The organism is Arthrobacter sp. yr096, from assembly GCF_900108925.1.
Taxonomy (GTDB): domain Bacteria; phylum Actinomycetota; class Actinomycetes; order Actinomycetales; family Micrococcaceae; genus Arthrobacter.
Window position 1 is genome coordinate 654,946 of the sequence record NZ_FNYI01000001.1, and the last position, 26,781, is coordinate 681,726.

General features: G+C 62.8%; 30 protein-coding genes and 1 riboswitch. Of the genes, 17 read left to right on the forward strand and 13 right to left on the reverse strand.

From position 1 onward, the window contains the following. The first annotated feature begins 14 nt into the window (after nucleotides 1-14). The 4 genes from BMY91_RS03120 (at nucleotide 15) to BMY91_RS03135 (ending at nucleotide 2,889) form a co-directional block, all read left to right on the forward strand. On the forward strand, nucleotides 15-854 hold the full coding sequence (locus tag BMY91_RS03120) for an LOG family protein (protein WP_175538566.1): 840 nt from the start codon (nucleotides 15-17) through the stop codon (nucleotides 852-854). An 18-nt stretch (nucleotides 855-872) separates the two neighbouring features. Next, nucleotides 873-1,214 (forward strand): DivIVA domain-containing protein, encoded by a 342-nt coding sequence (locus BMY91_RS03125; RefSeq protein ID WP_090818099.1) that lies wholly within the window; start codon nucleotides 873-875, stop codon nucleotides 1,212-1,214. Nucleotides 1,215-1,291: 77 nt separating this feature from the next. Then, nucleotides 1,292-2,494, forward strand: coding sequence for a hypothetical protein (locus BMY91_RS03130; protein ID WP_090818102.1), 1,203 nt, complete (start codon nucleotides 1,292-1,294; stop codon nucleotides 2,492-2,494). Between the two features lie 227 nt (nucleotides 2,495-2,721). After that, nucleotides 2,722-2,889, forward strand: a complete 168-nt coding sequence (locus BMY91_RS03135; protein WP_064721643.1) for a DUF3117 domain-containing protein — start codon at nucleotides 2,722-2,724, stop codon at nucleotides 2,887-2,889. An 82-nt stretch (nucleotides 2,890-2,971) separates the two neighbouring features. Here the strand turns inward: BMY91_RS03135 and BMY91_RS03140 are convergent, their stop codons facing one another. After that, the gene (locus BMY91_RS03140; RefSeq protein WP_090818104.1) at nucleotides 2,972-3,604 is read right to left on the reverse strand and encodes an O-methyltransferase; all 633 of its coding nucleotides are present in this window, start codon (nucleotides 3,602-3,604) and stop codon (nucleotides 2,972-2,974) included. Nucleotides 3,605-3,840: 236 nt separating this feature from the next. On the opposite strand from BMY91_RS03140, the gene sigE reads away from it, so the two are divergent. The 3 genes from sigE to BMY91_RS03155 are packed head-to-tail and all read left to right on the forward strand — an operon-like array spanning nucleotide 3,841 to nucleotide 5,816. Continuing rightward, complete coding sequence (gene sigE / locus BMY91_RS03145) at nucleotides 3,841-4,464, forward strand: RNA polymerase sigma factor SigE (RefSeq protein ID WP_090818107.1); 624 nt, start codon at nucleotides 3,841-3,843, stop codon at nucleotides 4,462-4,464. 7 nt (nucleotides 4,465-4,471) lie between these two features. Further along, nucleotides 4,472-5,386, forward strand: coding sequence for a hypothetical protein (locus BMY91_RS03150; protein WP_256212540.1), 915 nt, complete (start codon nucleotides 4,472-4,474; stop codon nucleotides 5,384-5,386). A 31-nt stretch (nucleotides 5,387-5,417) separates the two neighbouring features. After that, on the forward strand, nucleotides 5,418-5,816 hold the full coding sequence (locus BMY91_RS03155; protein WP_090818111.1) for a twin-arginine translocase TatA/TatE family subunit: 399 nt from the start codon (nucleotides 5,418-5,420) through the stop codon (nucleotides 5,814-5,816). 37 nt (nucleotides 5,817-5,853) lie between these two features. Here the strand turns inward: BMY91_RS03155 and BMY91_RS03160 are convergent, their stop codons facing one another. From BMY91_RS03160 to BMY91_RS03170, 3 genes are read right to left on the reverse strand one after another with little or no spacing between them, the layout of a single operon-like run. Continuing rightward, entirely contained in the window at nucleotides 5,854-6,981 is a 1,128-nt protein-coding gene (locus BMY91_RS03160) for an Mrp/NBP35 family ATP-binding protein (RefSeq protein ID WP_090818114.1), read from the reverse strand. A 4-nt stretch (nucleotides 6,982-6,985) separates the two neighbouring features. Then, the gene (locus BMY91_RS03165; RefSeq protein WP_090818117.1) at nucleotides 6,986-7,717 is read right to left on the reverse strand and encodes a DUF1003 domain-containing protein; all 732 of its coding nucleotides are present in this window, start codon (nucleotides 7,715-7,717) and stop codon (nucleotides 6,986-6,988) included. After that, nucleotides 7,698-8,981 (reverse strand): magnesium transporter MgtE N-terminal domain-containing protein, encoded by a 1,284-nt coding sequence (locus BMY91_RS03170; RefSeq protein ID WP_026539974.1) that lies wholly within the window; start codon nucleotides 8,979-8,981, stop codon nucleotides 7,698-7,700. Before BMY91_RS03170 ends, BMY91_RS03165 begins: the two co-directional genes overlap by 20 nt. Before the next feature lie 76 nt (nucleotides 8,982-9,057). Between BMY91_RS03170 and BMY91_RS03175 the strand changes: the two genes are divergently transcribed. Next, nucleotides 9,058-9,876 carry a YflT domain-containing protein gene (locus BMY91_RS03175; protein ID WP_177179835.1) on the forward strand — a complete coding sequence of 273 codons (819 nt, stop codon included), beginning with the start codon at nucleotides 9,058-9,060 and terminating at the stop codon, nucleotides 9,874-9,876. A gap of 79 nt (nucleotides 9,877-9,955) precedes the next feature. Here the strand turns inward: BMY91_RS03175 and BMY91_RS03180 are convergent, their stop codons facing one another. Further along, entirely contained in the window at nucleotides 9,956-11,557 is a 1,602-nt protein-coding gene (locus BMY91_RS03180; RefSeq protein WP_090819125.1) for an aminopeptidase P family protein, read from the reverse strand. 80 nt (nucleotides 11,558-11,637) lie between these two features. On the opposite strand from BMY91_RS03180, the gene BMY91_RS03185 reads away from it, so the two are divergent. Together BMY91_RS03185 and BMY91_RS03190 are read left to right on the forward strand one after the other, a co-directional pair. Next, on the forward strand, nucleotides 11,638-12,483 hold the full coding sequence (locus BMY91_RS03185) for a PHP domain-containing protein (protein ID WP_090818123.1): 846 nt from the start codon (nucleotides 11,638-11,640) through the stop codon (nucleotides 12,481-12,483). Nucleotides 12,484-12,496: 13 nt separating this feature from the next. Then, nucleotides 12,497-13,105, forward strand: a complete 609-nt coding sequence (locus BMY91_RS03190) for a MarC family protein (protein WP_090818126.1) — start codon at nucleotides 12,497-12,499, stop codon at nucleotides 13,103-13,105. Nucleotides 13,106-13,112: 7 nt separating this feature from the next. Here the strand turns inward: BMY91_RS03190 and BMY91_RS03195 are convergent, their stop codons facing one another. The 3 genes from BMY91_RS03195 to BMY91_RS03205 all read right to left on the reverse strand — a co-directional run bounded on the left by BMY91_RS03195 (nucleotide 13,113) and on the right by BMY91_RS03205 (nucleotide 17,462). Next, nucleotides 13,113-13,997: a DNA-methyltransferase gene (locus BMY91_RS03195; RefSeq protein WP_090818129.1), complete on the reverse strand. Its 885-nt coding sequence runs from the start codon at nucleotides 13,995-13,997 to the stop codon at nucleotides 13,113-13,115. Nucleotides 13,998-14,005: 8 nt separating this feature from the next. After that, nucleotides 14,006-15,712 (reverse strand): DEAD/DEAH box helicase, encoded by a 1,707-nt coding sequence (locus BMY91_RS03200; protein WP_090818132.1) that lies wholly within the window; start codon nucleotides 15,710-15,712, stop codon nucleotides 14,006-14,008. 277 nt (nucleotides 15,713-15,989) lie between these two features. Continuing rightward, nucleotides 15,990-17,462, reverse strand: coding sequence for an RNB domain-containing ribonuclease (locus BMY91_RS03205; RefSeq protein WP_090818136.1), 1,473 nt, complete (start codon nucleotides 17,460-17,462; stop codon nucleotides 15,990-15,992). Between the two features lie 122 nt (nucleotides 17,463-17,584). Here BMY91_RS03205 and BMY91_RS03210 point away from each other — a divergent pair, with 122 nt between their 5' ends. Further along, nucleotides 17,585-18,253 (forward strand): ferritin-like fold-containing protein, encoded by a 669-nt coding sequence (locus tag BMY91_RS03210; protein WP_090818139.1) that lies wholly within the window; start codon nucleotides 17,585-17,587, stop codon nucleotides 18,251-18,253. A 22-nt stretch (nucleotides 18,254-18,275) separates the two neighbouring features. Here the strand turns inward: BMY91_RS03210 and thiE are convergent, their stop codons facing one another. Next, entirely contained in the window at nucleotides 18,276-18,944 is a 669-nt protein-coding gene (thiE, locus tag BMY91_RS03215; protein WP_090818142.1) for a thiamine phosphate synthase, read from the reverse strand. Nucleotides 18,945-18,971: 27 nt separating this feature from the next. Continuing rightward, a riboswitch (TPP riboswitch) is annotated at nucleotides 18,972-19,090 on the forward strand. On the opposite strand from thiE, the gene thiO reads away from it, so the two are divergent. The 4 genes from thiO to BMY91_RS03235 all read left to right on the forward strand — a co-directional run bounded on the left by thiO (nucleotide 19,083) and on the right by BMY91_RS03235 (nucleotide 21,765). Beyond that, entirely contained in the window at nucleotides 19,083-20,348 is a 1,266-nt protein-coding gene (thiO, locus tag BMY91_RS03220; protein WP_090818144.1) for a glycine oxidase ThiO, read from the forward strand. (Overlaps the previous riboswitch by 8 nt.) Further along, nucleotides 20,345-20,581 carry a sulfur carrier protein ThiS gene (gene thiS, locus BMY91_RS03225; RefSeq protein WP_090818147.1) on the forward strand — a complete coding sequence of 79 codons (237 nt, stop codon included), beginning with the start codon at nucleotides 20,345-20,347 and terminating at the stop codon, nucleotides 20,579-20,581. Before thiO ends, thiS begins: the two co-directional genes overlap by 4 nt. Before the next feature lie 3 nt (nucleotides 20,582-20,584). Next, on the forward strand, nucleotides 20,585-21,382 hold the full coding sequence (locus BMY91_RS03230; RefSeq protein ID WP_090818150.1) for a thiazole synthase: 798 nt from the start codon (nucleotides 20,585-20,587) through the stop codon (nucleotides 21,380-21,382). A gap of 47 nt (nucleotides 21,383-21,429) precedes the next feature. Beyond that, complete coding sequence (locus BMY91_RS03235; protein WP_090818153.1) at nucleotides 21,430-21,765, forward strand: 4a-hydroxytetrahydrobiopterin dehydratase; 336 nt, start codon at nucleotides 21,430-21,432, stop codon at nucleotides 21,763-21,765. Between the two features lie 58 nt (nucleotides 21,766-21,823). On the opposite strand, the gene BMY91_RS03240 is transcribed toward BMY91_RS03235, so the two are convergent. The 3 genes from BMY91_RS03240 to BMY91_RS03250 are packed head-to-tail and all read right to left on the reverse strand — an operon-like array spanning nucleotide 21,824 to nucleotide 23,170. Next, complete coding sequence (locus BMY91_RS03240; protein ID WP_090818156.1) at nucleotides 21,824-22,126, reverse strand: cytochrome c-type biogenesis protein; 303 nt, start codon at nucleotides 22,124-22,126, stop codon at nucleotides 21,824-21,826. Nucleotides 22,127-22,160: 34 nt separating this feature from the next. Beyond that, entirely contained in the window at nucleotides 22,161-22,385 is a 225-nt protein-coding gene (locus BMY91_RS03245) for a DUF3107 domain-containing protein (protein ID WP_090818159.1), read from the reverse strand. 50 nt (nucleotides 22,386-22,435) lie between these two features. Next, a complete protein-coding gene (locus tag BMY91_RS03250; RefSeq protein WP_175538568.1) occupies nucleotides 22,436-23,170 on the reverse strand; it encodes a TetR/AcrR family transcriptional regulator in 735 nt (244 codons plus the stop codon). Between the two features lie 6 nt (nucleotides 23,171-23,176). Here BMY91_RS03250 and moeB point away from each other — a divergent pair, with 6 nt between their 5' ends. Together moeB and BMY91_RS03260 are read left to right on the forward strand one after the other, a co-directional pair. Then, on the forward strand, nucleotides 23,177-24,379 hold the full coding sequence (gene moeB, locus BMY91_RS03255) for a molybdopterin-synthase adenylyltransferase MoeB (RefSeq protein ID WP_090818165.1): 1,203 nt from the start codon (nucleotides 23,177-23,179) through the stop codon (nucleotides 24,377-24,379). Nucleotides 24,380-24,419: 40 nt separating this feature from the next. Then, a complete protein-coding gene (locus BMY91_RS03260) occupies nucleotides 24,420-25,406 on the forward strand; it encodes an SDR family NAD(P)-dependent oxidoreductase (RefSeq protein WP_090818167.1) in 987 nt (328 codons plus the stop codon). An 8-nt stretch (nucleotides 25,407-25,414) separates the two neighbouring features. Here BMY91_RS03260 and BMY91_RS03265 read toward each other — a convergent pair whose 3' ends face one another. Continuing rightward, nucleotides 25,415-26,737 carry a glutamyl-tRNA reductase gene (locus BMY91_RS03265; RefSeq protein WP_090818170.1) on the reverse strand — a complete coding sequence of 441 codons (1,323 nt, stop codon included), beginning with the start codon at nucleotides 26,735-26,737 and terminating at the stop codon, nucleotides 25,415-25,417. Nucleotides 26,738-26,781 lie beyond the last annotated feature (44 nt).

Genomic DNA, 26,781 nt, shown 5'->3' on the forward strand with positions numbered 1-26,781 from the left:
GCTAGCCTTGGGCAATGAGCATCAGCCAGCACCCAGTACCCCACCCGGATGCCAACGGCCACGTCAGGGCAGCCCATGTGCCCCTGCCCTCGGAGGTTGCACCGGCCAAGCACAAAGGCTCTTTGGAGCTTCGCCGCAAACAAGCGGATACGGGGATGTCTGACCAGCACTTGCTGGACACCAGTGGTGCCGGGCAATTCATTCACACTGATCCGTGGCGTGTCCTGAGGATTCAAAGTGAGTTCGTTGAAGGCTTCGGAGCCTTGGCGGATCTGGGACCGGCTGTCAGTGTGTTCGGTTCGGCGCGCACCAAGCCCGGGACCGAGTACTACGAGATGGCCGTGGACGTTGGACGCAAGCTGGCCGAAGCCGGCGTAGCGGTCATCACCGGCGGTGGACCTGGTTCCATGGAAGCGGCAAACAAGGGCGCCGTGGAAGGCAACGGAGTTTCCGTTGGCTTGGGTATTGAACTTCCCTTTGAGCAGGGCCTCAATCAGTGGGTGGACCTGGGTATCAACTTCCGGTATTTCTTCGCCAGAAAGACCATGTTCGTCAAGTACGCCCAAGGATTCGTTGTGCTCCCGGGCGGCCTCGGAACCTTGGATGAACTCTTCGAGGCCATGGTGCTCGTGCAGACCCGCAAGGTGACATCGTTCCCGATCGTCCTTCTGGGCGTCAGGTTCTGGGGCCCAATGATCGAGTGGATCAGGGAAACTCTGGTGGCGGAGGGCATGGTGTCGGAGAAGGATCTGGACTTGATCCAGCTCGTGGATGACCCTGCTGACGCCGTGCACCGTGTCCTGCACGGGGCACCCCTGCCGCCGGCCGCCAACGGCAACCAGCGCCCGGAGTAGCCAGGCGCATCTGGCACGATGGACCTTGTGAGCTTTTTCCTGGTGTTTCTCGCGATCGTTCTTATTGGTGCTGCACTGTATTTCGGTGCAGGAATCGTCCGGGGGCGCTCTATAGGGGCGGGGTTTGATGACCCCGGTCCCACTCTGCCGCCTGTGCTCCTGCCTGCCGAAGCCAAGCCTTCCGACGTGGATTCCCTGCGCTTTGCCTTGGGACTGAGGGGTTATCGGATGGACCAGGTTGATCAGGTCCTGGATGAACTGAGGGACCAGCTTGAGGCGAAGGACCGTGAAATCGAAAGACTCGGGGCTTTGGCCCAGCCCGGGCTGGAGGACGGCGAGACCAGCCGGACCAAGCAGTGAGCCCACAAGGCCCGGTTTCGGCTGGGGAAGGACTCACGGCACGGCTTTCGCGCGCAGTGTCTTCTTCCGGGGCACGAATGGCGGGATGGCCGTGGTGGCTTCAGGTCGCTGTGGTCTTTGTTGTTGCGCGCCTTGTCAGCGCCTGCATCTTCATGGCGGCAGCAATTCACCAAGGCACCAACCCCTGGTTCCCGCCTGCGCCTGACTACTGGAATTTTGTCACCATCTGGGACGGCCGCTGGTACCAGGAAGCCGCTGAGAAAGGCTATCCCACGGTCCTGCCCGTGGACGCGAATGGCGTAGTCAAGGAAAACGCGTGGGCCTTCTACGCACTCTTCCCTTTCCTCGCCCGGGGTTTGTCCGCCATGACCGGGATGGGAATTTTGCCCGCACTGACGGCAATCGCCATGGTGGCAGGTCTCGGCGCAGCGTTGGTCATCTTCCAGCTCTTCAGGGAGTTCGCGGGCAGGCGAACGGCCATGTGGGGCGTCATTTTTGTTTCCACGTTTCCGGTATCCCCTATTCTGCAGGTCCCGTATGCAGAGTCCTTGAACCTGTTGCTCCTTGCGGCGTCATTGTTGCTGGTTGTCCGGCGGCACTATCTCGCCGCCATTCCCGTGGTCCTCCTGATGTGCTTGTCCAGGCCCACCGGAGTGCCCTTCGCTGCCATGCTCGGGCTGCTGTTCCTCTGGCGGTTGTGGGGCAGGCTCCGGCCGTCGTTGTCTGCCCAGCCACCAGAAGGCGGCGCGGCAACACGCCCGACGTCGACACGCAGCTTGGTGTCACTGGCCGTCCTGGTGTTCGCGACCGCGCTCGGAGCCTTGGCGTGGCCGACCATCGCCTGGGCCGTGACAGGTGACCCTGCCGCTTACACGCGTACCGAGACCGCCTGGCGGGGACACGATCTTGTCCCCTTCAAACCGTGGTTCGATACCGGCCGGATGCTGTTCGGCCCCGTTCTAGGAGTGCTGGCGCCTTTTGTCTTCACAGCGCTTTTCGTGTTGCTGATGATTTCCAGGCCCGTCAGGGCCATTGGAATGGAACTCCGGCTGTGGTGTGCCTGCTATATGGGTTATCTGCTGGTGTTCCTGCATCCGCAGACCAGTACCTTCCGGATGCTGTTACCGCTGTTCCCGCTGGCCTTGGGTGCGGCGTTGCTGTCCAAGTCCAAGGCTTACCGGGGGACCGTGGTGGTGCTGTTCGTCCTCCTCCAGATCGTCTGGGTGGTATGGCTGTGGGCCTGGGCTCCGTTGCCCGGTGGGGGCGACTATCCGCCCTGACGTGGAGCTTTGCCCGGGAAACACAATATGTACAAAGCCCGGACAAATAGCCCGCTGATTCGCTACGGACGGGTAAGTACGGGATAATGGACTACGAGCAAGGACAAAGCACCTAAAAGTGCCCGGCCAAGGCGGCCTCCCAAGCGGTGCCGCCGGCTGCAATTGCGAAGCGGATCCAGCCCGGCCGGGTTGGGCGTGACTTGGGACAAATGGAGGGGATTTTCCTAATGGCGGCTATGAAACCACGTACTGGCGACGGCCCTATGGAAGTTACCAAAGAGGGACGCAGCCTTATCATGCGTGTGCCACTCGAAGGCGGAGGGCGACTTGTCGTCGAGCTTAATGCCGCCGAAGCGGAAAACCTCAAGGAATGCCTCGTAGGTGTGACCGAATAGATTTAGGAGCAGGGCCCGGCGGGAGCTGGGCCCTGCTTTTTGTTTAAGGAACGTTCCGCGCTGAATACTGCAAGCGCTGCGCCTACTTCTTGACCGCGACCAGCAACCCATCGCCGGTGGGCAGCATTGCCGAGGCCAACCGCTCGTCATCGCGGATGGCTTTGCCAATCTGGCGCAACACCACGGTGGTGGAGTCCCGGGCGGCCGGGTTGGCTACGCGGTCTTTGTCCAAGGCATCGTTGATGACCAAGGTGCCACCGGACTTCAACAGACGGATCGCCTGTTCCACGTACTTGGGAAAGTTCGGCTTATCGGCATCAATGAAAACAAGGTCATAGGCGGAGTCCGTCAGGCGAGGCAACACGTCAGCGGCGCGGCCCGAAATGGTGCGCGTCCGGTTGGCTGGGCTCCCTGACTCAAGGAACGCTTCCCTGGCCGCCTTGAGGTGTTCCACATCGACGTCGATGGTGGTCAGGACTGCCTGCGGGCTCAGGCCCCGCAGAAGGCAGACGCCGGACACTCCGGCGCCGGAGCCCACCTCAACCACGGTCTGCGCCTTGGATGCGGCAGCCAGGACCGTCAGCACGGCACCCACGCCGGGACTGATGGGCGTGACGCCCAGCTCGAAGGACCGCTCGCGGGCGCGCAACAAGACGTCATCCTCAGCCGGCAGATCTTCTGCGTAGGACCAGCTGCTTGACTTGTCGGCACTCATGAAGGGTTTCGCTTTCCGCGGGTAGGGGTGTTTGTACCAGACTACTGGGTCCGCCCTTGTAATCCCGCTGTTGGTCAACCGCCCAGCGGTTGTGTCCGACGTCGGATTCAGCCTTGCGGGAAAAATGCCCGCCAGTCAGGAAATTCCCAGACAACCTTGGGATGATAATGCTCCGGTCATCCATGAGGTGGGCGGCGCCGAATTCTTGGTGAATCACAGTTTGAGGGGAGTGGACGATGCCGGCATCGCATGCTGCGCCAGTCCAAACATCGGAAAGCGTTGAGGCCGTTGCTGAGTGGGTCATGCCCAGCTGGGAGGAAGTGGTAGCGAACCACTCCGCCAAGGTATATCGCCTCGCCTATCGCCTGACGGGAAACAAGTTCGACGCCGAAGACCTGACCCAGGAGGTCTTTGTCCGCGTGTTCCGTTCGCTTGAAAACTTCAAGCCGGGAACTCTCGACGGCTGGTTGCACCGTATTACCACCAACCTGTTCCTCGACCAGGCCCGCCGCAAGAGCCGGATCCGCTTCGACGCGCTTGCCGAGGATGCGGAATCCCGCCTGCCGGGCCGCGAACCCGGACCCGAGCAGAGCTTCGAGCACAACAACCTTGATCTTGACGTTCAGCGCGCACTGGAGGAGTTACCGCCCGACTTCCGCGCCGCCGTCGTGCTGTGCGATCTCGAAGGCCTGTCCTATGACGAGGTCGCAGAGGCCCTGGGGGTCAAGCTGGGCACTGTCAGGTCCCGTATCCACCGCGGCCGCACCATGCTGCGCGAGAAGCTTGCCCACCGCGATCCTCGTCCGGCGGAGGCTCGCAAGCCACGCCTGAAGATGCCGCGCATCGCCAGCATTCTTTAGGACGTCGATGCCTCGACATCCACGTCGTCCGGGATTTCTGTCCCGGCGCAAACTGGTTGCGCTGCGCCACACGCGAGCCCCCGAACACCTTGAGGTATGCGCGGAGTGCCGCAATGCCCTGCAACGGGAACGTCAGTACCTTGAACGTCTCCGGTGTGCCTCTGTGCCTGAGGCCAGCCACGATCTCGCAGCGCGTCTCATCCAGCACACGGAACGGCTTGCCAACCAGCCAAGCCAGCCGTTTGCCACCCAGCAGGCCCCTCGCGGAGGGCGGCGGGCAGTCCGCCTTGCGGCCGTGGCGGCCAGCACGCTGGCGGTCAGCGCCGGAGCCCTTGCTGTGTCCGCTTATGTGGTGGCAGGTGATGACGAAAAGCAGGCGTTTGGAGGGACAAGCGACGTCGGTGCCCTGGCCGGAGCCTGGACGGGAAGCCCGGCAGAAACCATGGTGGGACCGGCGTTCAGGGCCGGCAGCACAGTCAGCTTGAGTTCTGCGCAGCTGGATACGCTGAGGAAAGAAGGATGGGCGTGCCCCGAGCTGTCGGCGATGGGTTTCCACGTCGTGTCAGCCCAAGCAACCATGCATAACGGCCACGCGGCGGTTGAGATCAAGCTGGAGAGCAACGGACACTACGCCACCATCGTGGAAGAGCACCTGCCGGAGGATCGCACTGCCGTGGGTACTTCGACGCCTGCCCGGCTTTCCGTTACCCAGGGGATGCCTTGGAAAGCCGTGTACACAATGCCTGCAGCCGTGATCAGCTACTCGTCAGACCTCCCCGCGGACACCGCTGATGATGCAGTCCCCGAAATCGTCCGCGCCGGCGAGTCCCTGGGAGCCATACCAACCAACGAAAGTCCCGAAGCCTGGCACGACAGACTGCTGCGCGGGCTCCGGACCCTTCTCCGGCCCGCCGGTTTATGAGCGACACCACAGACAAGGTAATCTTCGTAGCGTGTTAGGAATCAACGGCCCGGAGTTCATACTCCTTCTGATTATCGGCGTGCTCGTCATCGGTCCCAGCCGTTTGCCCGAATACACTCAAAAGCTCGCAAATCTGGTCAAGGAAGTCCGCCGGATGGCTTCGGGTGCCCGCGAGCAGATCAAGGAAGAAGTCGGCATCGATATCGATGAGGTCGACTGGAAGAAATATGATCCCCGTCAGTACGATCCCCGGCGCATCATCAAGGATGCACTCCTGGACGATGACGCCAAACCCGTGAGTCCGGGAGCGCCGGCTGTAGCGGCGACCGCTGCCGCCGCAGCGGTACAGACGAAGCCACAAACACCCACCAGGGTGATCGAGCGCTTGGCCGAGGGAGAACCTGCACCCTTCGACTCTGAGGCCACCTAAAACCCGTTGTTGGGCGGTTGTCCGCAGTTGTCCCTGCCTAGCGGGGTTGGATTCCCAGCGGAAGGCCCGACAGTCCGCGCGGCCGTGATGCCAAGGCCTCAGCGATCGTCTCCATAGCTCTTGCAGCTACAGTTTCCGGTGCTGCCAGGACCACGGGTTTCCCGGCATCGCCTCCCTCCCGCAAACGGATGTCCAAGGGAATCTGGCCAAGCAACGGAACCTCGCTGCCCACCGCGGCAGTCAACCTCTCAGCCAGGATGGCGCCGCCGCCGCTTCCGAACAGTTCCATGCGACCGCCGTCGGGCATCTCCAGGAACGACATGTTTTCGATGACGCCAGCCACCTTCTGGCCAGTCTGGGTGGCAATTGTTCCAGCGCGCTCCGCGACGTCCGCGGCAGCTGCCTGCGGCGTGGTCACCACCAGGATCTCAGCGTTGGGCAGCAACTGCGCCACGGAAATCGCGATGTCGCCGGTGCCGGGGGGAAGGTCCAGGAAAAGGGCATCGAGGTCACCAAAGTAGACATCGGTGAGGAACTGTTCCAAGGCCCGGTGCAGCATGGGACCACGCCACGCCACCGGCTGGTTGCCGGCCACGAACATTCCGATGGAGATGACCTTAACGCCGTAAGCCACGGGCGGCAGAATCATGTCGTCCACTTGCGTGGGCTTTTGCGTGATCCCCATCAGTGCCGGTACTGAGAAGCCGTGAACGTCGGCGTCCACGATGCCCACCCGGAGACCCTGGGCGGCCAAGGCGCAGGCGAGATTGACGGTGACGGAGGACTTGCCCACTCCGCCTTTTCCGCTGGCTACGGCGTACACCTTGGTCAATGATCCCGGCTTGGTGAACGGAATGCCGCGCTGTCCACCAGGGCCGCGGAGCTGCTCCTTGAGGGCCTCGCGCTGGGCGGAAGTCATCACCTTGAGTTCAACATCCACGCTGGTGACCCCAGGGACCCGTGAGAGGGCCTCGGTGGCGTCGTTTGTAATGGTGTCACGGAGGGGGCAACCGGCAATGGTCAGCAAGACAGCCAGTTGGACGGCTCCGGCAGCATCGGCAGAAACCGATTCCACCATCCCGAGTTCCGTGATGGGGCGGCGGAGTTCGGGATCAATGACAGTTGCCAAGGCAGCCTGAAGCGCCTCGGCAGATGCGGTGCTCATACGGTCAGGCCCGGCTTTCAGGGTTCTCAGTGGATGGTTTCGCAGAGGAATGCTGTGGCCCGGTGTTCCGCGGAGGGCGGACCTTGGGGATCTGCTGCGTCCGCGGACCGCGCGACTTGTCGCGCTTCTCCTTCAATTTTTCCTTCACCTTGTCGCCGGCCGATTCGGTGCCGTCAGAGGCCGCCTCATTGTCGCGGAGTTCCTCCTGAGCATCGATGATGTCCTCCAGGAGGCTACGGAGCTCGGCCCTGACGTAGTCACGGGTGGCCACCTCGCGCAGGGCGATGCGCAACGACGCCAGTTCCCGGGTGAGGTACTCGGTGTCGGAGAGATTGCGTTCGGCCCTCTGGCGGTCCTGCTGAAGCGAGACACGGTCGCGGTCATCCTGCCGGTTTTGGGCCAACAGAAGGAGGGGTGCGGCGTAGGAGGCCTGGAGGGAGAGCATCAGAGTGAGCAGGGTGAACCCCAACTCCATCCGGTCAAACTGCCAGTCGGTGGGAGCAAAGGAGTTCCAGGCCAGCCAGAACACACAGAACACCGTCATGTACACAAGGAACGTCGGCGTACCCATGAAACGGGCGAAGCCTTCCGTCGCGTTGCCAAAGGCATCCGGGTTGGGCGAGAACTTGGGGAGGATCCGTTGGCGGCCACTCAGCGGCGTATCGAGGCTGCTGCCCGAGCGTCCCGTGGACTTGGCGGATCGGGTGGCGTTGTTATCAGCCAATGCGGCCTCCAAGTTTCCTTATAGGGGCGTCGTCCTCGTGGGCGCGCCAGTCATCCGGCAACAGGTGATCCAGCACGTCATCAACAGTCACCGCCCCCACAAGGCGGCCGTCGTCGTCGACGACTGGAAGGGAATTCAAGTTGTATGTGGCCAGGGTCCGGGCTACCTCGCTGATGTGCGCCTGGTCCGAGAGCGGTTCCAGGTTCTTGTCCACGAGGTTGCCCAAGGGTTCCGGCGGGGGGAACCGGAGAAGCTGCTGGATATGCACCACGCCGAGGAAGCGGCCGGTGGGCGTTTCCAACGGCGGACGGGCGATGAAGATGGAGGAGGCCAGCGCGGGGGAAAGCTCCTCGCGGCGGACATGGGCCAGGGCCTCGGCCACAGTGGCCTCGGGCGGCAGGATGACGGGGACAGGCGTCATGAGGCCACCGGCGGTGTCTTCGTCGTACTCCAGGAGGCGGCGTACGTCTTCAGCTTCCTGCGGCTCCATGAGCTGCAACAACTCTTCGGCCTGGGCAGAGGGGAGCTCGGCGAGGAGGTCGGCGGCGTCGTCCGGATCCATCTCCTCAAGGACGTCGGCTGCACGCTCCACGTCCAGTGCGGACAGGATCTCCACCTGGTCGTCTTCCGGGAGTTCCTGAAGGACATCGGCGAGGCGCTCATCCTGCAATTCACTGGCTACTTCGAACCGGCGTTTGTCACTCATTTCCTGCAGGGCTTCTGCGAAGTCGGCTGGCTTGAGGTCTTCGTGCGTGGCGACGAACTGTGTGGCGGCCTGAGGCTCGTTGTGGGCGCCTGTCTGGGCGTCGGCCCAGTCAATGATCAAGGTTTCGTTGCGGCGCAGCCGGCTCAATGGCGACAGGGAATGTCCGCGGCGGACAAACAGCTTGCTGACAAACCAGTCCTTGGAGCGGTGCTGGTCCATGGCGATGTCCTCGATCGTGGCGTCTCCGCTGCCGTCGGCAAGCGTGACCCGGCGATCGAACATTTCCGCCACCACCAGCGTTTCAGCACCACGCTGTTCGAAACGGCGCAGGTTGACCAAGCCAGTGCAGATGATCTGCGTCTGGTCGATGGACGTAATCCGGGTCATGGGTACAAAAACCCGCTTCTTGCCCGGCACTTCCACCACGATGCCCACCACATGCGGGGCACCACGGGTCCCGCGCGAGAGCACCACGACGTCGCGCAATCGGCCCAGACGGTCGCCCAAGGGGTCGAAGACGTCCAAGCCGAGCAGGCGCGCGACAAAGACGCGTGAAGGATGTGTGCTCATGTTTACAGGCTACCGAGTCTGCTCTCTTTTAGCTGAATTCCAGCCTCTTCACATGTCCATGAGACACAATGGGGCTATGTCTAACATTTTTGGTGGTCCCAAAGCCATTGAGGAATCCCGCAGCGTCCCCCAAGGAGACACCGTGGGGTCGTACACCTCTTATTTGGATGCCCAGAAGGCGGTGGACTACCTCGCGGACCAACAGTTCCCGGTTCAGCTGGTGTCAATCGTGGGCAACGACCTCAAAATGGTTGAGCGGGTGACCGGCCGCCTGAGCTACCCGCGGGTGGCCTTGTCCGGCGCTCTGAGCGGCATGTGGTTCGGCCTGTTCGTCGGTGTGATGCTCTCCTTCTTCACTCCAGCCGGCGGTCCGTTCTCCATCATCACCTCGGTGCTGATGGGCGCGGCTTTCTTCATGCTGTTCGGCATCGTCACCTACGCCACCCAGAGGGGTAAGCGTGACTTCACCTCCACCAGCCAGGTGGTGGCCACCAACTATGACGTCATTGTTGCCGTCGAGGCATCCCATGAGGCCCGCCGCCTGCTGCAGCAATTGCCCATGAACCCCTCGCAGGCAGCTGCGCCGCAGGGCAGCAACTACAACCCCCAGAACACTCCGTTCCAGCAGCCCGGCCAAGCTCCTGAGCGTCCCACCACCTGGAACGACCCCTACGGCCAACGTGGCCCGGAGTCCGGCGCGCCGGAGGGCCAGCAGGCTCCTGCAGCCGCGGCGGCACCCGGCCCGCAGCCTGCACAAAACCCCACACCGGCCGCGGTCCGTTACCCGGACCTTCCGGATGGTCGTCCGCAGTACGGTGTACGCGTGACAGAGGGCCAGAATGCACCCCGGGAAGACGGACAGCAGTCCAGCTCCGAAGACTCCTCCAAGCAGTAACAGCCGGAGCAAAGCATTGCGGGAAGGCCACCGGATCCATGATCCGGTGGCCTTCGCGGCGGAATGCGTTCGCGGCGGGCTACGCCTTGGTGCTGGCTTGGCCCTGCGCCTCCTGGTAGATGCCGGCCATCCAGGACTCGACGTCGTCTGCCTTGCGCGGCAACGCGGCGCTGAGGTTCACGGGGCCATCGGCGGTCATGAGGATGTCGTCTTCGATCCGGACGCCGATGCCGCGGTACTCAGCGGGGATGGCGAGGTCTTCGTCCTTGAAGTACAGGCCGGGTTCGATGGTGAAGACCATGCCTTCGGTGAGGATCCCGTCGAGGTAGAGTTCGCGCTTTGCCTGGGCGCAGTCGTGAACGTCCAGGCCCAGGTGGTGGCTGGTTCCATGCGGCATCCAGCGGCGGTGCTGCTGGCCCTCAGGGCTGATGGCTTCCTCGACCGACACCGGCAGCAGGCCCCACTCAGCGAGGCGCTCGGCCAACACGGTGGTTGCCGCTGTGTGGATGTCGCGGAACCGGACACCTGGCTGGGCGGCGGCGAAACCGGCGTCGGCGGCATCCAGGACAGCCTCGTAGACCTTGCGCTGGACATCGGTGAACGTGCCGGTGGCTGGCAGGGTGCGGGTGACGTCCGCGGTGTAGAGGGAGTCGGCTTCCACACCGGCGTCGAGCAGGAGGAGCTCACCGGCGTTGACGGTTCCCGAGTTGCGGTTCCAGTGCAGCACAGTGGCGTTATTGCCGGAGGCAGCAATGGTGTCGTAGCCGAGTTCGTTGCCTTCCTCACGGGCGCGGGCAAAGAAGGCACCCTCAACAACACGTTCGCCGCGCTTGTGGGTCAGCGCCCGGGGGAGTGCACGGACGACGTCGGCGAAGCCTTCCACGGTGGCCGCGACAGCGATCTTCATCTGCTCGATTTCCCACTCGTCCTTCAGGAGGCGCAGCTCGGAGAGCGCTTCGCTGAGCTTTTCGTCCAAGGCGTCGAGTTCACCGAGGTCCAGGGTTTCGGGGTCCTTGGCGGTGTTATAGCGGGCGGTGTCCACCAGGGCGTCAATGTTCTCGTCCACCTTGCGGACCAGGCGGATGGAGATGCCGCCGATTTCCGGAGCGCCGACGTTCTTGGTGATCGCCATTTCAAGCTCGGAAATGTGTGCGGTGGGCAGGCCCAGGCGGGCTTCGAACTCGGCCAGTGTGGGGCGTGCACCGATCCAGAACTCACCGGCGCGGGAATCAGCATAGAACTGTTCGGTATCGCGGCCGGCCAGCGGCCGGAAGTAGAGCGTCGCAGTGTGGTGACCGCCGTCGTCGCCCTTTCCTTCAGCCACCGGCTCCAGGATCAGGACGGCGTCAGGCTCGTGGTCCAGGCCCAGCCCCGTGAGATGGGCGAAACCGGAGTGGGGGCGGAAGCGGTAGTCGCAGTCGTTGGAGCGGACCTTCAGCGGACCGGCCGGGATAACAAGCCGTTCGCCTTTGAACAGTTCGGAGATGGTACGACGGCGGCGCGCGGCATGGTCTGCAACGGCGTCTCGCGCAGGGGTCACCTGCGGCGCCGGCGCCCAATTGCTGGCCATGAATGCCTTGAAGGCATCTGATGTGGGCCTCTGTGAGCGGTTGTTGACACGCTCCTCCAGGGGCTGGGAATTTGCGGTGTCCATGTTTTGGGTGTTTTCGGCATCGTTCACCGTTACATCGTCCCACCAGTTCCGTGAGGAGGCCAACGGCGCAACGCTCCAAGGGGCCGCACATCCCATAGGCTGGGGAAGTGAGGATAGACCTGCATGCGCACTCCAATGTTTCCGACGGAACCGAGACACCCGCCGGGGTGATCATTTCCGCCGTGACGGCCGGCCTGGACGCCGTCGCGCTGACTGACCACGATTCCACGGATGGCTGGGAGCCCGCCGCCGCTGCGGCCTTGGAACATGGCATCGCGTTTGTTCCAGGCATGGAAATCTCCTGCCGGACGGAGCAAGGCATCAGCGTCCACCTGCTCAGTTATCTCCACGACCCCGCACATCCTGGATTACTGGAGGAGATCACCAAGTCGAAGGATGCCAGGCTCACCCGGGCCGAGCACATGGTCACCTTGTTGTCCGAGGATTATCCGCTGACATGGGATGACGTCATCCACCATGTGGCTCCCGGCGCAACAGTTGGACGCCCGCACATTGCCGATGCCCTGGTTGCCGCCGGTGTGGTGGCCGACCGTACGGAAGCGTTCACCTCCATCCTCACCTCACATTCGCGGTACTTCGTGCAGCACTACGCGCCCAACCCTGCTGTCGCCGTCGAGCTTGTCCGGGCCGCTGGCGGCGTCCCGGTCTTCGCCCATCCAGTGGCGTCGGCCAGGGGACGCATCGTAGGGGAACGCACGTACAGGGACATGATCGACGCCGGTTTGCTGGGGCTTGAAGTGGAGCACCGCGACAATCCTGAGGAAGGCCGCATCTTCCTGCGGGGCCTGGCGGCCGAGCACGGCCTGTTCATCACAGGCTCCTCCGACTATCACGGAACGGGAAAACCAAACCTCTTGGGCGAGAACACGACGTCGCCTGAGGTCTTGGCGCAGATCGAGGAGCTGGCAACAGGATCTACGGTGATTCGGTGAAGGGGCTCCGCTGATGGATTTGCAGCTGCTCGCATCGGTAGTCGTCACGTTGTTCGTGATCATGGATCCGCCCGGAACGGTGCCTATTTTCATGTCCTTAACGGCCCAGATGTCCGCGAAGGACCGTAACCGCTCCGCGTTCCAGGCGCTCTTGGTGGCCACCGGCGTGATAGTGGTTTTCGCGATCTTTGGCCAGTCAATCCTGAACTACATGCACATCTCGCTGGCTGCCTTGCAGGGTGCGGGTGGTCTGCTCTTGGTTCTTATTGCCCTGCAGCTGCTGACCGGGTCCACCAGTGGCGAAGAAAACGCCGCCAAATATAAGAATGTGGCGTTCGTGCCGCTGGGGACTCCGCTCATGGCTGGTCCCGGTGCGATCGTGGCAGTCATGGTCTTCGTCCAGCAGTCCAGCGAACTGTCAGAGTATCTTGCAGTTGGACTTGGCATTGCGGTGGTGCTTGCCTCGCTGTACCTTGCGATGCGGTTCGCGGGCGTGGTTCAGCGCGTCCTCGGCGAAAATGGTGTGGAACTTGTCACCAGGATCGCCGGCCTGTTGCTCTCAGCCATTGCCGTGCAGATGATCGCGGACTCCGTGACGGCCTTCGTGAAGGGCGTCGCCTGATCCCGGGTCAGGCTTGGGACACCGAAGGCTGGATGTCGTGGAACACGGCTTTGCTGCCCAGCCGCTTGCGCATGACCTCGATGGCCTGCTCGTTTTGGTCGACACACACGAAGCTGCGGCCCAGCTTGGCTGCGACAGCACCGAGCGTCCCGGAACCTGCGAAGAAATCGAGGCACCAATCGCCCTCGCGGCTCGATGCGGAGACAATCCGGCGCACCAGGCCTTCGGGCTTCTGGGTGGGGTAGCCGGTCTTCTCGCGGCCGGTCGGTGAAACAATCGTGTGCCACCAGACGTCTGTGGGCAGCTTGCCGAGTTCACGTTTGGCGGGGGTAACCAGGCCGGGCGCCATGTAGGGTTCACGGTCCACCTCGGCGTTGTCGAAGTGGTATTTGGTGGGGTTTTTCACGTACACCAAGATGTTGTCGTGCTTGGTGGGCCAGCGGTTTTTGGCGCGGGCACCGTAATCGTAGGCCCAGATGATCTCGTTGAGGAAACATTCCCTGCCGAAGATCGAGTCAAGCATCACCTTGGCGTAGTGCACTTCGCGGTAATCGAGGTGCAGGTACAGCGTGCCGTCATCTGCCAGGAGACGCCACGCTTCCACGAGTTTGGGCTCCAGGAACGACCAGTAGTCGCTGAAGGCGTCGTCGTAACTGTGTAGGGCGCCCTTGATGGTGTCGTAGGAGCGGCCCTTGAAGCCGACGCGGTCGCCGTCGCCGTCCGCGTTGCGGACCATGCGGGTTTCCTGGCGGCGTTGGACCCGGCCGGTGTTAAAGGGCGGATCCACGTAAATGAGTGTGAAGGCGCCGTCCGGCAGCGTAGGGAGGAACTGCGCGTTGTCCGCGTGCACCACCAAATTGCCGCCGTCCGGCGCCCAAACAGTTTCAGTCATTGAGGGTTTTAGGCCTCGGCGCTGCCGGATTGGGCGGCAGCGGTCTCACCGGAAACCACTTCGCCGTTGCGGCGACGCGTACGGGTACGGCGCGTGCGGGCGGGCTTCTCAGCGTTGTCAGCGGTGGCGGTGCGGGCTTCTGCGACGCCTGCAGCCGGGGCTGCTTCGCCATCAGAGGTACGACGACGGCGCGTACGGTTGCGTCCGCCGTCGCCCTTGGACTCGCTGGAGTCTGAGTCGCCGGACTTCCCGGAGCGGCCACGGCCGCCATCGCGGCCACGTCCGCCGTCACGACCGGCATTGCGGTCAGAGCCGCCGGAGCGGGCGTTCTTTTTGCCGGTCTCGCCAAGGTCTTCGAGGACCTCGGCGTCCACGCCTGCGAGAACGCGCTTGTTGCGCGGCAAGCGGCCCTTGGTGCCCTCGGGAATATCGAGGTCGCTGTAGAGGTGCGGCGAGGAAGAGTAGGTCTCGATGGGCTCCGGAACGCTGAGTCCCAAAGCCTTGTTGATCAAACCCCAGCGCGGCATGTCGTCCCAGTCAACAAACGTGACGGCGGTGCCCTTGTTTCCGGCGCGGCCGGTACGGCCAACACGGTGCAGGTAGATCTTCTCGTCTTCAACGCACTGGTAGTTGATGACGTGCGTGACGTCATCAACGTCGATACCGCGGGCCGCGACGTCGGTGGCCACCAGGACGTCCACCTTGTTGTTGCGGAAAGCGCGAAGGGCTTGCTCGCGGGCACCCTGGCCGAGGTCGCCGTGAATGGCAGCAGCCGCGAAGCCGCGGTCAACCAGTTCCTCGGCCACCTTCGCGGCAGTGCGCTTGGTCTTGGTGAAGATGATGGTGCGGCCACGCCCGCGTGCCTGCAGGATGCGGGCCACAACCTCGGTCTTGTCCATGCTGTGTGCACGGTAGATAAGTTGGCGGATATCGCGCTTGGTGAGGCCCTCATCATTCGGGTCAGCTGCCCGGATGTGGGTCGGCTGTGTCATGTAACGGCGTGCCATCGCGATGACGGGGCCGGGCATAGTTGCTGAGAAGAGCAGCGTCTGGCGGACGGCCGGCGTGCCGGCGATCAGGGTCTCAACGTCCGGAAGGAAGCCAAGGTCCAGCATTTCGTCGGCCTCGTCAAGAATCACCATCTTGACGTTCTTGAGGCTCAGGTGCTTTTGCTTGTAGAGATCGATCAACCGGCCCGGGGTGCCCACAACGATTTCGACGCCCTTTTGCAGGGCGTCAATCTGGGGTTCATAGGCACGGCCGCCGTAAATAGTGGCGATGCGGGCGTTGCGCTTGCGTGATGCGGTCTGGAGGTCGTTGGCAACCTGCACGGCAAGTTCACGCGTGGGAACGATCACCAAGGCCTGGGGTGCACCCGGCACGGCAAGCTTTTCGTAGCCGGCGTCATCGCGGCCTGATACGCGCTGCAGGGCAGGGATGCCGAAGCCCAACGTCTTACCGGTACCCGTCTTGGCCTGACCAATGATGTCGTGGCCGCTCAGTGCAACCGGCAAGGTCATTGCCTGGATGGGGAAGGGGTGCGTAATGCCGGCGTCGGCCAAGGACTCGACGATGTCGGCGCGGACGTTGTAGTCAGCAAACGACTTTTCTTCGATCTCGTGGGGCGTCTCATCCGAGATGATCGTTTCCTCGGGTTCGATGGATTCAGTTCCGGTGGAGTCCGTCAGGACTTCATGGGTATGCAATTCACTCACAGGGAGTTTCCTTATTCATTTGGGCATTGGCGCTGCATGCTCAACGGGGGCGGCGGAGCCGTACCGGAGCACGAACGGGCGCGCAAGCAAGTCCAGTGGAAGCCGATCGCGGGCTATCTAAGTACTGGCACTGGTGACCAGTTGGTACATCTCAAGATCGCGTAGGGGCGGGCTTGTTGAGTTCAAAAATTAACTGAATCAACGACCGGGCATCCATTACTACAGGCCCAGTCTATCCTCTGGGAGCCATAAAGCCCGGATCGCCGGATGCATCGCGTCACCGCTGCAGTTCGAACCTGATCTCACGGCTGGCAATATCGGCCTTGACAAGCCGCACCCGGACCTCGGTTCCTGACTCCAACTCGCCGTCGCACCGGGCGGTAACAGCGGGTTCCGCAATCTGGACAACGCCGTAAGGGCCGCTCCCGTTTCCGTTGCCGTTTCCATTCCCATTGGAGGGCTTGGAGCCGGAGATCACCACGGCATCGAATTCCTGGCCCACATGGTTGGCCACGAGGGCTGCTTCCACCGTGTCCAATGCCGCCCGCTCAAGACGTCCAGCCAATTGGTCCGAAGACGCCATGATGTCCGGCAATGAAGGGAGGGCCTCGCGTGCCCAGCGTGGAATTTCCCTGTTGTTGCTGAGTGCCTCGCAGATCACCAGGACGAACCTGTCAATGAGGCGGCGCAACGGCGCTGTGGTGTGGGCGTATGGCGCACCAATGGCCGCTTGGATCACTGTGTCTGGCACTTCGCCGTCAAAGGGGGTATATCCGGCGCCCCTGAACAGTGTCCCGGCCGAGTGCAGGATGGCCAGTTGCTTGGGATCTGAGGCATCCAGCGTCCGCAAGTACTCGCCATAGGTAATTTGACCATCCCAAGGCTTGCCAAGCGCAGTGGTTTGCCTCTTGAAGTGCTGCAGGGAGCGCTGGTCCGGGGCGGGCATGGTGCGAAGGATGCCCACTTTCCCGTCAAGCATCAGCTGGGCAGCCGCCATCCCCGTCATCAGCGAGATTTGTGCATTCCAGTCCTCCACCGGCAGCGAGGGGACGGCCACGATCCTGTAGCCACCGCCGTCGGTTGCCTGGACAATTTCCTGCTCCGGCATGTTGAGGCTTGCGCCGCCGCGCAGCCTTTCCAGCTCAACGCGCTTGAGTCCTACTTCCTTCAGGAGCTGCAGGACGGGCGGGGCTGTTCCATCATCGATGTGCTGCTGGGCGTCTTTGTAGCTCAGCTTGGCTCTGCTGCGCACGGCGGCGCGTGCTACTGACACTGTCTGCACTTTCGCACCCGCGTCCAGGTCGAAATCCCAGACGAAGGCGCTGCAGTCCTGATCGGCCAGCAGGCTCCCGGCGTTCTCGCTGATGACCTCCGGGTGCAGCGGGATACGGCCGTCCGGGGCGTAAAAGGTCTGTCCGCGGTGACGCGTTTCGGCATCCAGCGCCCCACCGGGAGCCACGAACGACGGGACGTCGGCGATGACGTAGAGGACTTTGTACCCTGCACCGGCGCGGTCAATGAACAGCGCCTGATCGAGGTCGGTTGACGTTGCAGGATCAATGGTCACAAAGGGAACGTCCCGCAGGTCGCGCTCCGGGATCTCGTGTGTCGCCACCGCACGGCGTGCCTCCTCCACGGCTTCTGTGGGGTACGCGCCTGGGAGTTCAAGCTCAGTCCTCAGGGCTGCAAGGGCCGCGGCGAGCTGATCAGTCGAGTCGTCGACGTTGGGAGCAATCCGATGATGTGACACGAAAGTCAGGTTAGCCCGAATCGGGCGGATAGTCTCACATTGGGCCAGCCTGGCAGGGACAACGCCCGAAGCGGCCACAGGGGGCCGGAGAAGCGGAGGACATCCGGGGATAGTCTTGACCCATGGGCACTTCCCCGGACGCCTCGCCTCCCGCCGGGCAACTCGCAGCCGAGCTCCTCGGGGCAATGGCCTACGGTGAGTTGTCCGCTTTCGGGCGGCTCTCCTTCGATTCCCGCTTCGCTCCCACACTTCATGACCGGTCGGTGCTCGCAAAAATCGCCGTGGGCGCCTACGGGAACTTTGCCCTGCTCAATGATCGGCTCACGGAAATGGGCATTGATCCCGAGGAAGCCATGCTGCCGTTTCAACGATCGTTTGACCACTTTCATGAGCGGACCAAGCCCGGAGACTGGTACGAGTCCGTGATGAAGGCTTACGTCATCGATACCGTGTCATCGGATTTCTACAGATCAGTTTCGGCTTTTCTGGACTCCGCGACCCAGCAATTCGTTGAGCGGGTGGCCTCTCCCGATCAGGCTACCGAAGTCCTCCGGGTCCTCCTCAGGCGGGCGTTGGCCGATGACCCCAGGCTCGCCTCGCGGCTGGCTATGTGGGGCCGCCGTTTAGTGGGCGAAGCACTCACACAGGCGCAACGGGTTGGCATGGAACATCCCCGCCTGGGACCTACCCTCAAGAGCGGCGGAGATGCCCGGGCCGCCATCAAGAGGTTGACAGGAGAACTCGCCGAAAAGCATGGGCGACGAATGACCGGTCTGGGCTTGACGGTTTGACCAGCTGCAGGCTTGACGTTCGCTAGACCGCGTCCAGGGCTTGCAGCAGCGACTTGGCAGCCGCCGTCGGATCCGTTGCCTCAGTGATCGCGCGGACCACCACCACACGGCTGGCTCCGGCAGCTACCACCTTTTCTACGTTGCTGAGGTCAATGCCACCGATGGCGAACCAGGGAAGCGTAGTTTGGTTGGCGTTCTTGACCGCTTCTGCGGCAAATGTGACCAGGTCCAGTCCGACGGCGTCGCGGCCGGGTTTTGTGGGTGTTGCCCACACAGGACCTACGCAGAAGTAATCCAGTCCGTACTGGCCGGAAGAGGCAGCAATGGCAGCGTCAATCTGCGCAGGAGTGTGTGTTGAGAGCCCGATGCCGGTGCCGCCTGGCAGCAAGGTCCTGGCCGCTTCCAAGGGCAGGTCCATTTGACCGACGTGGAAGACCGGAGCCCCGGAAATACGGGCAACATCGGCCCGATCATTGACCGCCCAGAGCCGTCCGTGGCGCTCGGCGACGCTACGCAGAACCGCCAGCAGTTCCAATTCTTCGGCCGCTTCAATGGTCTTGTCACGGAGTTGGATGATGTCCACGCCGCCCTCGAACGCGGCATCCACAAAGTCTTCAAAATCGCCCTGCCGCTTGCGGGCATCGGTGCACAGGTAGAGGCGGGCTGAGGCGAGTGATTCAGGCTGGGTCATGGGAACCAGAGTAGTTCCTCTAAACTGGGCACGTACTGCGGGAGCCGCGACGTTCGTCATATGACTGTCCGGCTGAGAGGGCTTCAGCGCCGACCGCTTGACCTGATCCGGCTAGTACCGGCGTAGGGAAGGAATCCAATGGCAGGTCCCCGCCATACCAACCTCCAAGCAGATGTGGCCGTCATCGGCGGCGGCGTGATCGGGCTTGGCATAGCGCACGAGGCCCGACGAGTGGGTCGCTCCGTGGCCCTGATTGATCCCGCGCCGGCAAGCGGAGCAAGCTATGCGGCGGCCGGAATGCTGGCCCCGGTAAGTGAACTGCACTATCAGGAGGAAGACCTCCTCGAGCTGATGCTGGAATCCTCCCGTTTGTGGCCCTCGTTTACTGCCGGCCTCCCTCAGGGGTCTGAAGCCACCGGATACCGCACGACGCCGACCCTTGCGGTGGGTGCCGACGCGGCCGACCGCCGTGCGCTCGCAGACCTGAGGTCAGTACAGCTGGCAGCAGGATTGGGTGTGGAGCCCCTGGCCCTGCGCGAGGCGAGGGACCGCGAGCCCCTGCTCAGTCCCCAAATCTCCTGTGCTTTCGATATCCCCGCTGATCACCAAGTGGATCCGCGAAAATTGGCTGAATGCCTGTTGGCCGGCCTGGCACTCCACGCACCTGGCAGCACCACGTGGGTCCCCGGCGCAGAGAACGGGTTTGCCGTGACATCCCAGGCCCGCGGTTTGCTGTGGGAATCGGGAAGAGTCTCCGGCGTAGAACTTGAATCTGGTGCACCAGTGGCGGCAACCGAGACGGTTGTTGCCAACGGCCTCGGCGCAGCCAGCCTGGCTGGCCTGCCTGAAGGGCTCACGCTGCCCTTGCGTCCGGTGTACGGCGACATCCTCCGGCTCCGCGTCCCCGAACACCTCCGGCCCCTCGTCACCGCCACGGTGCGCGGCATGGTGCGTGGCGTCCCCGTCTACATCGTGCCCCGGGCAGACGGCACGGTGGTCATCGGAGCTACCCAGCGGGAGGACGGATTGTCCGCGTCGTCCAACGCAGTCTCAGCGGGAGGCGTTTACCAGCTCCTGCGCGATGCCCAAGTGCTGGTTCCGGCGGTGGCAGAGCTGGAACTGCTGGAGGCCACCGCCCGCGCCAGGCCCGGGACTCCGGACAACGCACCGTTGCTGGGACGCGTCGCCGCAACCAATGGCGACATTAACGGCTTGGTGATTGCTACTGGCTTCTTCCGTCACGGAGTCCTCTTGACACCCATCGCCGCAAGGATCGTGGGCGAACTGATCGGCGGTTCGACGGACCCCCGATGGGCTCCCTTCCGGCCCGGCCGTTTCGCAGGAGACGCGGCCACTCCCGACGACCTCATCCCAGTCCACGCTCCCAACAAGGAATCAGCATGAACATCAAACTCAATGGATCCGACCATTCAGTGCCGGACGACGCATCCGTCAGCACCCTCGTCAGTGCCATCACAGGCCGCATCCTGGACCCCCGCGGGCAGGCGGCCGACGGCGGCAAGTTGGGCGTCGCCGTCGCACGCAACTCCGAAGTAGTGCCGCGCAGCCAATGGTCTGCAACGGCGCTCGCCGACGGAGACGAACTCGAACTCGTTACAGCAGTCCAAGGAGGCTGAACAATGACAGCAGCAAACACTGAGGTCCGCACCGACGCATTGGTGATTGACGGCGTCGAATTCGGTTCCCGCCTGATCATGGGCACCGGAGGTGCGCCGAGTCTGGACGGGCTTGGCGCAGCGTTGCTTGCCTCGGGGACCGAACTCACCACCGTCGCCATGCGGCGCTATTCTCCGGCCGAAACGGGCTCGCTGTTCCAGCTTCTGGTGGACAACGGCATCCGGGTGCTGCCCAACACCGCTGGCTGTTTCACGGCCAAGGACGCGGTGATGACCGCGGAACTGGCCCGCGAAGCACTCGAGACGGATTGGGTGAAACTGGAAGTCATCGCGGACGAGCACACGCTCCTCCCGGATGCTGTGGAACTCGTAGACGCCACTGAGCAACTGGTGAACCGCGGATTCAAGGTCTTCGCCTACACCAACGACGATCCCGTGCTGGCGCTCCGTCTGGAGAACCTTGGCGCTGCCGCCGTCATGCCGCTCGGTTCACCCATTGGAACCGGCCTGGGCATCCTGAACCCGCACAACATTGAACTGATCGTGTCCAGGGCCTCCGTTCCTGTGGTTCTGGACGCCGGAATCGGGACAGCATCCGATGCCGCACTCGCCATGGAGCTTGGCTGCGACGCCGTTCTGTTGGCCACTGCCGTAACCCGTGCACAGAACCCGGTGCAGATGGGCCAAGCCTTCAAACACGCTGTGATCGCCGGTAGGCTGGCCAGGCAGGCAGGCCGGATTCCGCGGCGGGAGCACGCTTTGGCGTCGTCAGCCATGGAAGGCCGTGCAGAGTTCCTCTAGGCGCAGAGTTCCACTAGGCGCAGAGTTCCACTAGACAAGGAGCAGTCATGGCGGGCATCGGAGACCAACTGTCGCAAGCGGACATCGACGCCGCCCTGAAGGACCTCCCGGACTGGAAGTTTCAGGACGGCCTGGTGACCGTATATAAAAGTCCGACGGCGGCCGGCGCGCTGGAGTTCATCGCCGCCGTTGGCCGGATCGCCGAAGAACAAAACCACCATCCGGATCTGGAGTGGCGTTACAACAGGGTCTTTCTCCGTTATGTTTCCCACGACGCCGGACAAGCCATAACGCGGCGTGATGTCGACGCTGCAGTTTCCGTGAGCGTGGCCGCAGCCAGACTCGGTGCCGCCGCTGAACCGGGGCGCTATCCGGCGGCGTGAATGCCCTTAAAAGGCGATGACCACCACCCTGGGGGTGGTGGTCAACGCCTTTACTCTTTTAGAGCCTCAAAGCCTTGGTCAGCTCCGCAGTATCGTGCTTGGTGCGTGTCCGGCCCAGAAAGACTACAACGCCTGCGGCGGTGGCGGTCCCCAGTACGATCGGCAGGATCCAGGGGATCCAGGTCGCACCGGGCTGGTAGCCCAACCCGGCGCTGATGAAAGCGATCCAGCTGAGCACACCAACGGCCGCAGAGATCCCAGCAGGCAACGCGATCCCGTACTTACCGTGCCGCTTGTCGTTGGCCCACACAATAAAACCGGTAGCAATGGTAGCCAGAACCACCACGACGAGTGAAAGCATCAAGACTCCTTAGCGGACGTGAAGCGGGAAAGGCCTAGAGGGCGCCGAAACCCACGCGGCGGACTTCTTCAGCACCGATTTCCACGTAGCCCAGCACGTTGCCGGGAACGATGATCTGGCGGCCTTTCTCGTCCGTCAGGCGCAGTTCCGAGCCCTTGGACACAGCTTCGGCCACAATCTTGGCTACGGCGTCGGCGTCCAAAGAGGATTCGAGCACGATCTCACGGCCAACGTTCTGAATGCCGATCTTTACTTCCACAGCAAGGCCTCCAAGCCAATCAAGTGTTAAGTCAGTCCTCTATTTGTAGCCTAGGACTCTTTGGGGAATCGACTGATTCCGCGCCAAGCTAAACGATAGATCAGATCACTGGCCACATCGAGGTCAAGATTTCCATCCGTTTCAAGCCAATAACGGGCGCTGACCTGCGCCATTCCGGCCAGGCCGCGTCCCAAAAGCTGCGCCTCGAGCGGTGGCAACTTGGTGTCTTCGGCAATGACATGCGCCACCGCATCCGCGAACGTTTTGTTGAAAGTCTCCAAACGGGAGCTGACATCAGGATCATTAATGAGGTCCGATTCGAACACCAGGCGGTGGGCTTGATCGTCGTCAGCGATGAACCGGTAATAGGCGCGCATCACAGCCTTGACGCGTTCCTTGTTGTCCGTGGTGGAGTTCAATGCGCTGAGCATCAGCTCTGTCAGTGTGGCCAGATGGCTGTCCAGAAGGGCCATGTAGAGCTCGCGCTTGGAGGGGAAGTGTTGGTACAGCACGGGCTTGCTCACGTGGGCAGCCTCTGCGATTTCGTCCATGGCCGCGCCATGGAAACCGTTGGAGACGAAAACTTCCAACGCCGCATTCAGCAATTGTGCGCGGCGCTCGTCCCGCGGCAACCTTGGTGAACGCGTTGAACCAGTCCGTTCCTGCTTGGCTGGTGCCCCATCGTTTGCCCGTGTGCCGTCAGCCACAGTCTGCCGCCTTTCCTTTGCAGTTATGACCACTCTACCGGTGGGTAATATGACCGGGCGGCATCTGCAGGCATACATTGGGGTATGGCCTCAATTGTTGCTGCCCACACCGCTGCGCCCGCTGTCCTGCCGCCCCTCGTTGAACCTGCTGCCGAACTCACGCCGGCCGAGGTGGAGCGATACTCCCGGCATCTCATCATTCCGGAAATCGGCGCCGTGGGCCAACGCAGGCTTAAGAATGCGAAAGTCCTTGTCATAGGCGCAGGGGGGCTCGGTTCTCCTGCGTTGTTGTACCTGGCTGCTGCCGGGGTGGGGACCCTGGGCATTGTGGACGACGACGACGTGGACCTTACCAACCTCCAGCGCCAGGTCATCCACGGCGTGAAGGACGTGGGCACGCCAAAGATTGAGTCCGCCCGCAACGCCATCGCTGAGCTCAATCCCTTGGTGAACGTGGTCCTGCACAACGTGCGCCTCGACTCCTCGAACGCCCTGGACTTGTTTTCGCACTATGACCTCATCCTCGACGGCGCTGACAACTTTGCCACGCGATACCTCGTCAACGATGCCGCAGCCATTCTGGGGAAACCGTATGTGTGGGGCTCCATCTTCCGTTTTGACGGCCAGGTGAGTGTTTTCTGGGCCGAGCATGGCCCCACCTACAGGGATCTGTATCCGGAAGCTCCTCCCGCGGGATCCGTACCGTCCTGTGGTGAGGGCGGCGTCTTCGGCATGCTGTGCGCAGCGGTCGGATCACTCATGGTGACTGAGGCAGTGAAGCTGATTACCGGCGTCGGACGCTCTTTGCTGGGGCGCGTGGCGCTCTTTGACGCCCTGGGCGGCAGCTGGCGCGAGATCAAGGTATCCAAGGATCCGGAAGCCGACCCCATCACGGAGCTCACTGATTACGAGGCGTTTTGCGGTGTGACGCCCTTGGCGCCCACTGACCAGGACCACACTGTGTCCGCCAAGGAACTCGCCGGAATGCTGGCCGAGCGGGAAACGGGGGAGAGGGACTTCGAGCTGGTGGATGTCCGTGAATCGGGCGAGCACAGCATCGTGAGCATCGACGGTTCCGTCCTCATACCGCAAGGCAGGATCCTCTCCGGTGAAGCCTGGGTGGACTTGCCGCTGGACAAGGACATCATCTTCCACTGCAAGGCAGGCACGCGCTCCGCTGCTGTCCTGGAGGCGGCGCAGAAGGCAGGCTACAGCCGGGTCCGCCATCTCGACGGCGGTATTCTCGCCTGGGTCCGGGATGTAGAGCCGGAGAAGCCAATCTACTGAGTTCGTTGCTGCTTGGCCGGTGTGTCTGCGAAGCTCAACCATGAGTGAAATCACGGACACACCTCAGGAACCCCTCGGATCGGAATTCGGACACGGTTCCACGGCCATGGACGTTGTGTCCGGAGTTTACCTCTCTGGCAAGACGGCCATTGTGACTGGCGGATATTCAGGCCTCGGATTGGAGACAGTGCGCGCCCTGGTTTCAGCGGGAGCCAGGGTGACGGTTCCGGCCCGCAGACTGGAGCATGCCAAGGCTGTTCTGGCGGAAGCCGGGTTGGAAAACGAGGTAGAGACTGACCGCCTGGACCTGGCAGACCAGGACAGTGTGAAGGACTTTGCGGCACGCTTTCTTGCCGGGCATGACACCCTGGACATCTTGATCAACAACGCAGCGATTATGGCAAGCCCGGAGCAGCGCGTGGGGCCAGGGTGGGAAGCGCAGTTCGCCACCAACCATCTGGGGCACTACACGCTGGTCAACGTTCTCTGGCCCGCCCTGGTGGCTTCCGGGGACGCCCGCGTTGTCTCCCTGTCTTCCACTGGACACAAGCTGTCACCTCTCCGGTTCGACGACGTCGACTTCGCTTCCGGCTACGACAAGTGGCGCGCCTATGGCCAGGCCAAAACCGCCAATTCGCTCTTCGCCGTCGAGCTGGACCGGCTGGGCAGGGAGTTCGGCGTGCGGGCCTTTGCAGTTCACCCCGGCGGCATCATGACCGAACTGCAAAGGCACTTGCCCAGGGAGGAAATGGTGGCCGCCGGCTGGATGGACGCCGAAGGCAATCTTCGTGAGGGGTTCAAGACACCGGAACAAGGGGCTGCAACGTCGGTGTGGGCAGCGACGTCCAAAGCGCTGGAGGGCAAGGGCGGTGTTTACTGCGAGGACTGCGATGTAGCCCATCCCACGGATAAGGAATCACCACTGGCGCGGTATCAGGGAGTGGACGCCCACGCCGTGGACAAGGACTCGGCAAGGAAACTGTGGGAGTTGTCCGCCGGGATGACAGGCGTTAACGCCTTCGCCTAGCGTGTGCCTCAGGCGCTTTCGGAGCGAAGCTGCTGGTGGTCCACGGGGCATTCCGCGGCCGGGGCTGCGGACCGGGGCTGTTCCACCTGGATTCCGTACAAGGCCTCCAGCGCGGCGACGTAGTCCTCTTGTTGGCCGTTGGCGGCGAGCTCGCGGGCGCGGACCGTGGGGATGTGCAGGAGCTGCTTCACCATGCGGCGCAGAGCGAACTCCACTTCTTCGGCTGCGGCCGTGCAACCGTGCCGGGCGCGCACCTTTTCCATCTCCGCATCCAGGACATTCATGGTGTGACGCCGCAGCGCCACGATGGCCGTGTCCACGGACCGGGCTTCACGCTCTGACTCAAAGGACGCGGCCGCCCCGGTGACGATTGCGCTGGCCTGGGACAGGGATTCGGCCTGTTCCTGGGGTGCGGCGAGGCGAACGGACTCAAGGGTCAGGAGCTCTACGCCGTCCAGTTCGCCCACAGCGGGATCGAAATCATGGGTCAGGGCGAGGTCGATCGCGATCAACGGCTTGCCCGAAGTTTGCCGGACACGGGCAAGGTCAGCGGCCTCAACCCGGTTGTCGGAACCGCTGCAGCCAATCATGACGTCGGCCGCAGCAACAGCAGCGGGGAGGGTGTCGGCGTCGAGCGCAATTCCACCGCGGGTGGCGACGAAGCCTTCGGCGCGGCCTGAGGACGAGTAGACGGAGACTTCAGTGCAGCCGCGTTCCCTCAGGAGTGACATAGTGGCGCCGGCGTACGCTCCGGTACCGAAGACCACTACCTTCTTGGTGGCCCAATCGTCGTTCTCTGCAAGATCCGTCGCGAGGTCCAAAGCAACGGAGACGATGGACAGGCCGCGGGAGCCCAGGGCGGTCTGCGCGCCGACGTCCTTTGCCGTTTTGGAAGCGGCCTGGAAAAGGCGGACCAAGCCGGAGCTGGCTGTGCCTTCCTGCTGTGCGGTGATGAGTGCCCTGCGCACCTGGCCGGCGATTTCCCGTTCGCCCACAACTGCGGAGTCCAGGCCCGCACTCACGGCGAAGAGGTGCCGGGTGACATCGGAGCCCGTGTGGGTGGCGAAAGAGCGGGAAACCAGTTGCTCGCTAAGGCCGCTCAGTTCGCTGATCTGGGAAACGAGAGCTGAACGGGCTGCTTCAAGGTCAGCCCCGTTGGCCGTTTCGCCGTATACCTCGTAGCGGTTGCAGGTGGCCAGCACCACCGCTCCGGAGACTACGGGGGAATCCGTGAGCGCCGCAGAGGCAAGCCCAGAGGAACCGTTGCTCAACTGAGCGACGGTTTCGAGGTCGATGTCGGCGTGTGTAGCCACCAATGAGAAAAGAACCACAGCACCCCAATCATAGCTTTTTCGTAGCCCGGTAGAACAATACG

Bases quoted from the DNA above. Each gene is read 5' to 3' on its own strand.
- BMY91_RS03195 (WP_090818129.1), bottom strand. From the start codon at position 13,997: ATGACTGAAACTGTTTGGGCGCCGGACGGCGGCAATTTGGTGGTGCAC.
- BMY91_RS03210 (WP_090818139.1), top strand. From the start codon at position 17,585: ATGGGCACTTCCCCGGACGCCTCGCCTCCCGCCGGGCAACTCGCAGCC.
- BMY91_RS03135 (WP_064721643.1), top strand. From the start codon at position 2,722: ATGGCGGCTATGAAACCACGTACTGGCGACGGCCCTATGGAAGTTACC.
- BMY91_RS03190 (WP_090818126.1), top strand. From the start codon at position 12,497: ATGGATTTGCAGCTGCTCGCATCGGTAGTCGTCACGTTGTTCGTGATC.
- thiO (WP_090818144.1), top strand. From the start codon at position 19,083: ATGGCAGGTCCCCGCCATACCAACCTCCAAGCAGATGTGGCCGTCATC.
- BMY91_RS03140 (WP_090818104.1), bottom strand. From the start codon at position 3,604: ATGAGTGCCGACAAGTCAAGCAGCTGGTCCTACGCAGAAGATCTGCCG.
- BMY91_RS03235 (WP_090818153.1), top strand. From the start codon at position 21,430: ATGGCGGGCATCGGAGACCAACTGTCGCAAGCGGACATCGACGCCGCC.
- BMY91_RS03230 (WP_090818150.1), top strand. From the start codon at position 20,585: ATGACAGCAGCAAACACTGAGGTCCGCACCGACGCATTGGTGATTGAC.
- BMY91_RS03160 (WP_090818114.1), bottom strand. From the start codon at position 6,981: ATGAGCACCGCATCTGCCGAGGCGCTTCAGGCTGCCTTGGCAACTGTC.
- BMY91_RS03175 (WP_177179835.1), top strand. From the start codon at position 9,058: ATGTCTAACATTTTTGGTGGTCCCAAAGCCATTGAGGAATCCCGCAGC.
- BMY91_RS03120 (WP_175538566.1), top strand. From the start codon at position 15: ATGAGCATCAGCCAGCACCCAGTACCCCACCCGGATGCCAACGGCCAC.
- BMY91_RS03130 (WP_090818102.1), top strand. From the start codon at position 1,292: ATGGCGGGATGGCCGTGGTGGCTTCAGGTCGCTGTGGTCTTTGTTGTT.
- thiE (WP_090818142.1), bottom strand. From the start codon at position 18,944: ATGACCCAGCCTGAATCACTCGCCTCAGCCCGCCTCTACCTGTGCACC.
- BMY91_RS03170 (WP_026539974.1), bottom strand. From the start codon at position 8,981: ATGAGCACACATCCTTCACGCGTCTTTGTCGCGCGCCTGCTCGGCTTG.
- BMY91_RS03260 (WP_090818167.1), top strand. From the start codon at position 24,420: ATGAGTGAAATCACGGACACACCTCAGGAACCCCTCGGATCGGAATTC.
- BMY91_RS03150 (WP_256212540.1), top strand. From the start codon at position 4,472: ATGCCTCGACATCCACGTCGTCCGGGATTTCTGTCCCGGCGCAAACTG.
- BMY91_RS03240 (WP_090818156.1), bottom strand. From the start codon at position 22,126: ATGCTTTCACTCGTCGTGGTGGTTCTGGCTACCATTGCTACCGGTTTT.
- BMY91_RS03250 (WP_175538568.1), bottom strand. From the start codon at position 23,170: ATGTATGCCTGCAGATGCCGCCCGGTCATATTACCCACCGGTAGAGTG.
- BMY91_RS03125 (WP_090818099.1), top strand. From the start codon at position 873: ATGGACCTTGTGAGCTTTTTCCTGGTGTTTCTCGCGATCGTTCTTATT.
- sigE (WP_090818107.1), top strand. From the start codon at position 3,841: ATGCCGGCATCGCATGCTGCGCCAGTCCAAACATCGGAAAGCGTTGAG.
- thiS (WP_090818147.1), top strand. From the start codon at position 20,345: ATGAACATCAAACTCAATGGATCCGACCATTCAGTGCCGGACGACGCA.
- moeB (WP_090818165.1), top strand. From the start codon at position 23,177: ATGGCCTCAATTGTTGCTGCCCACACCGCTGCGCCCGCTGTCCTGCCG.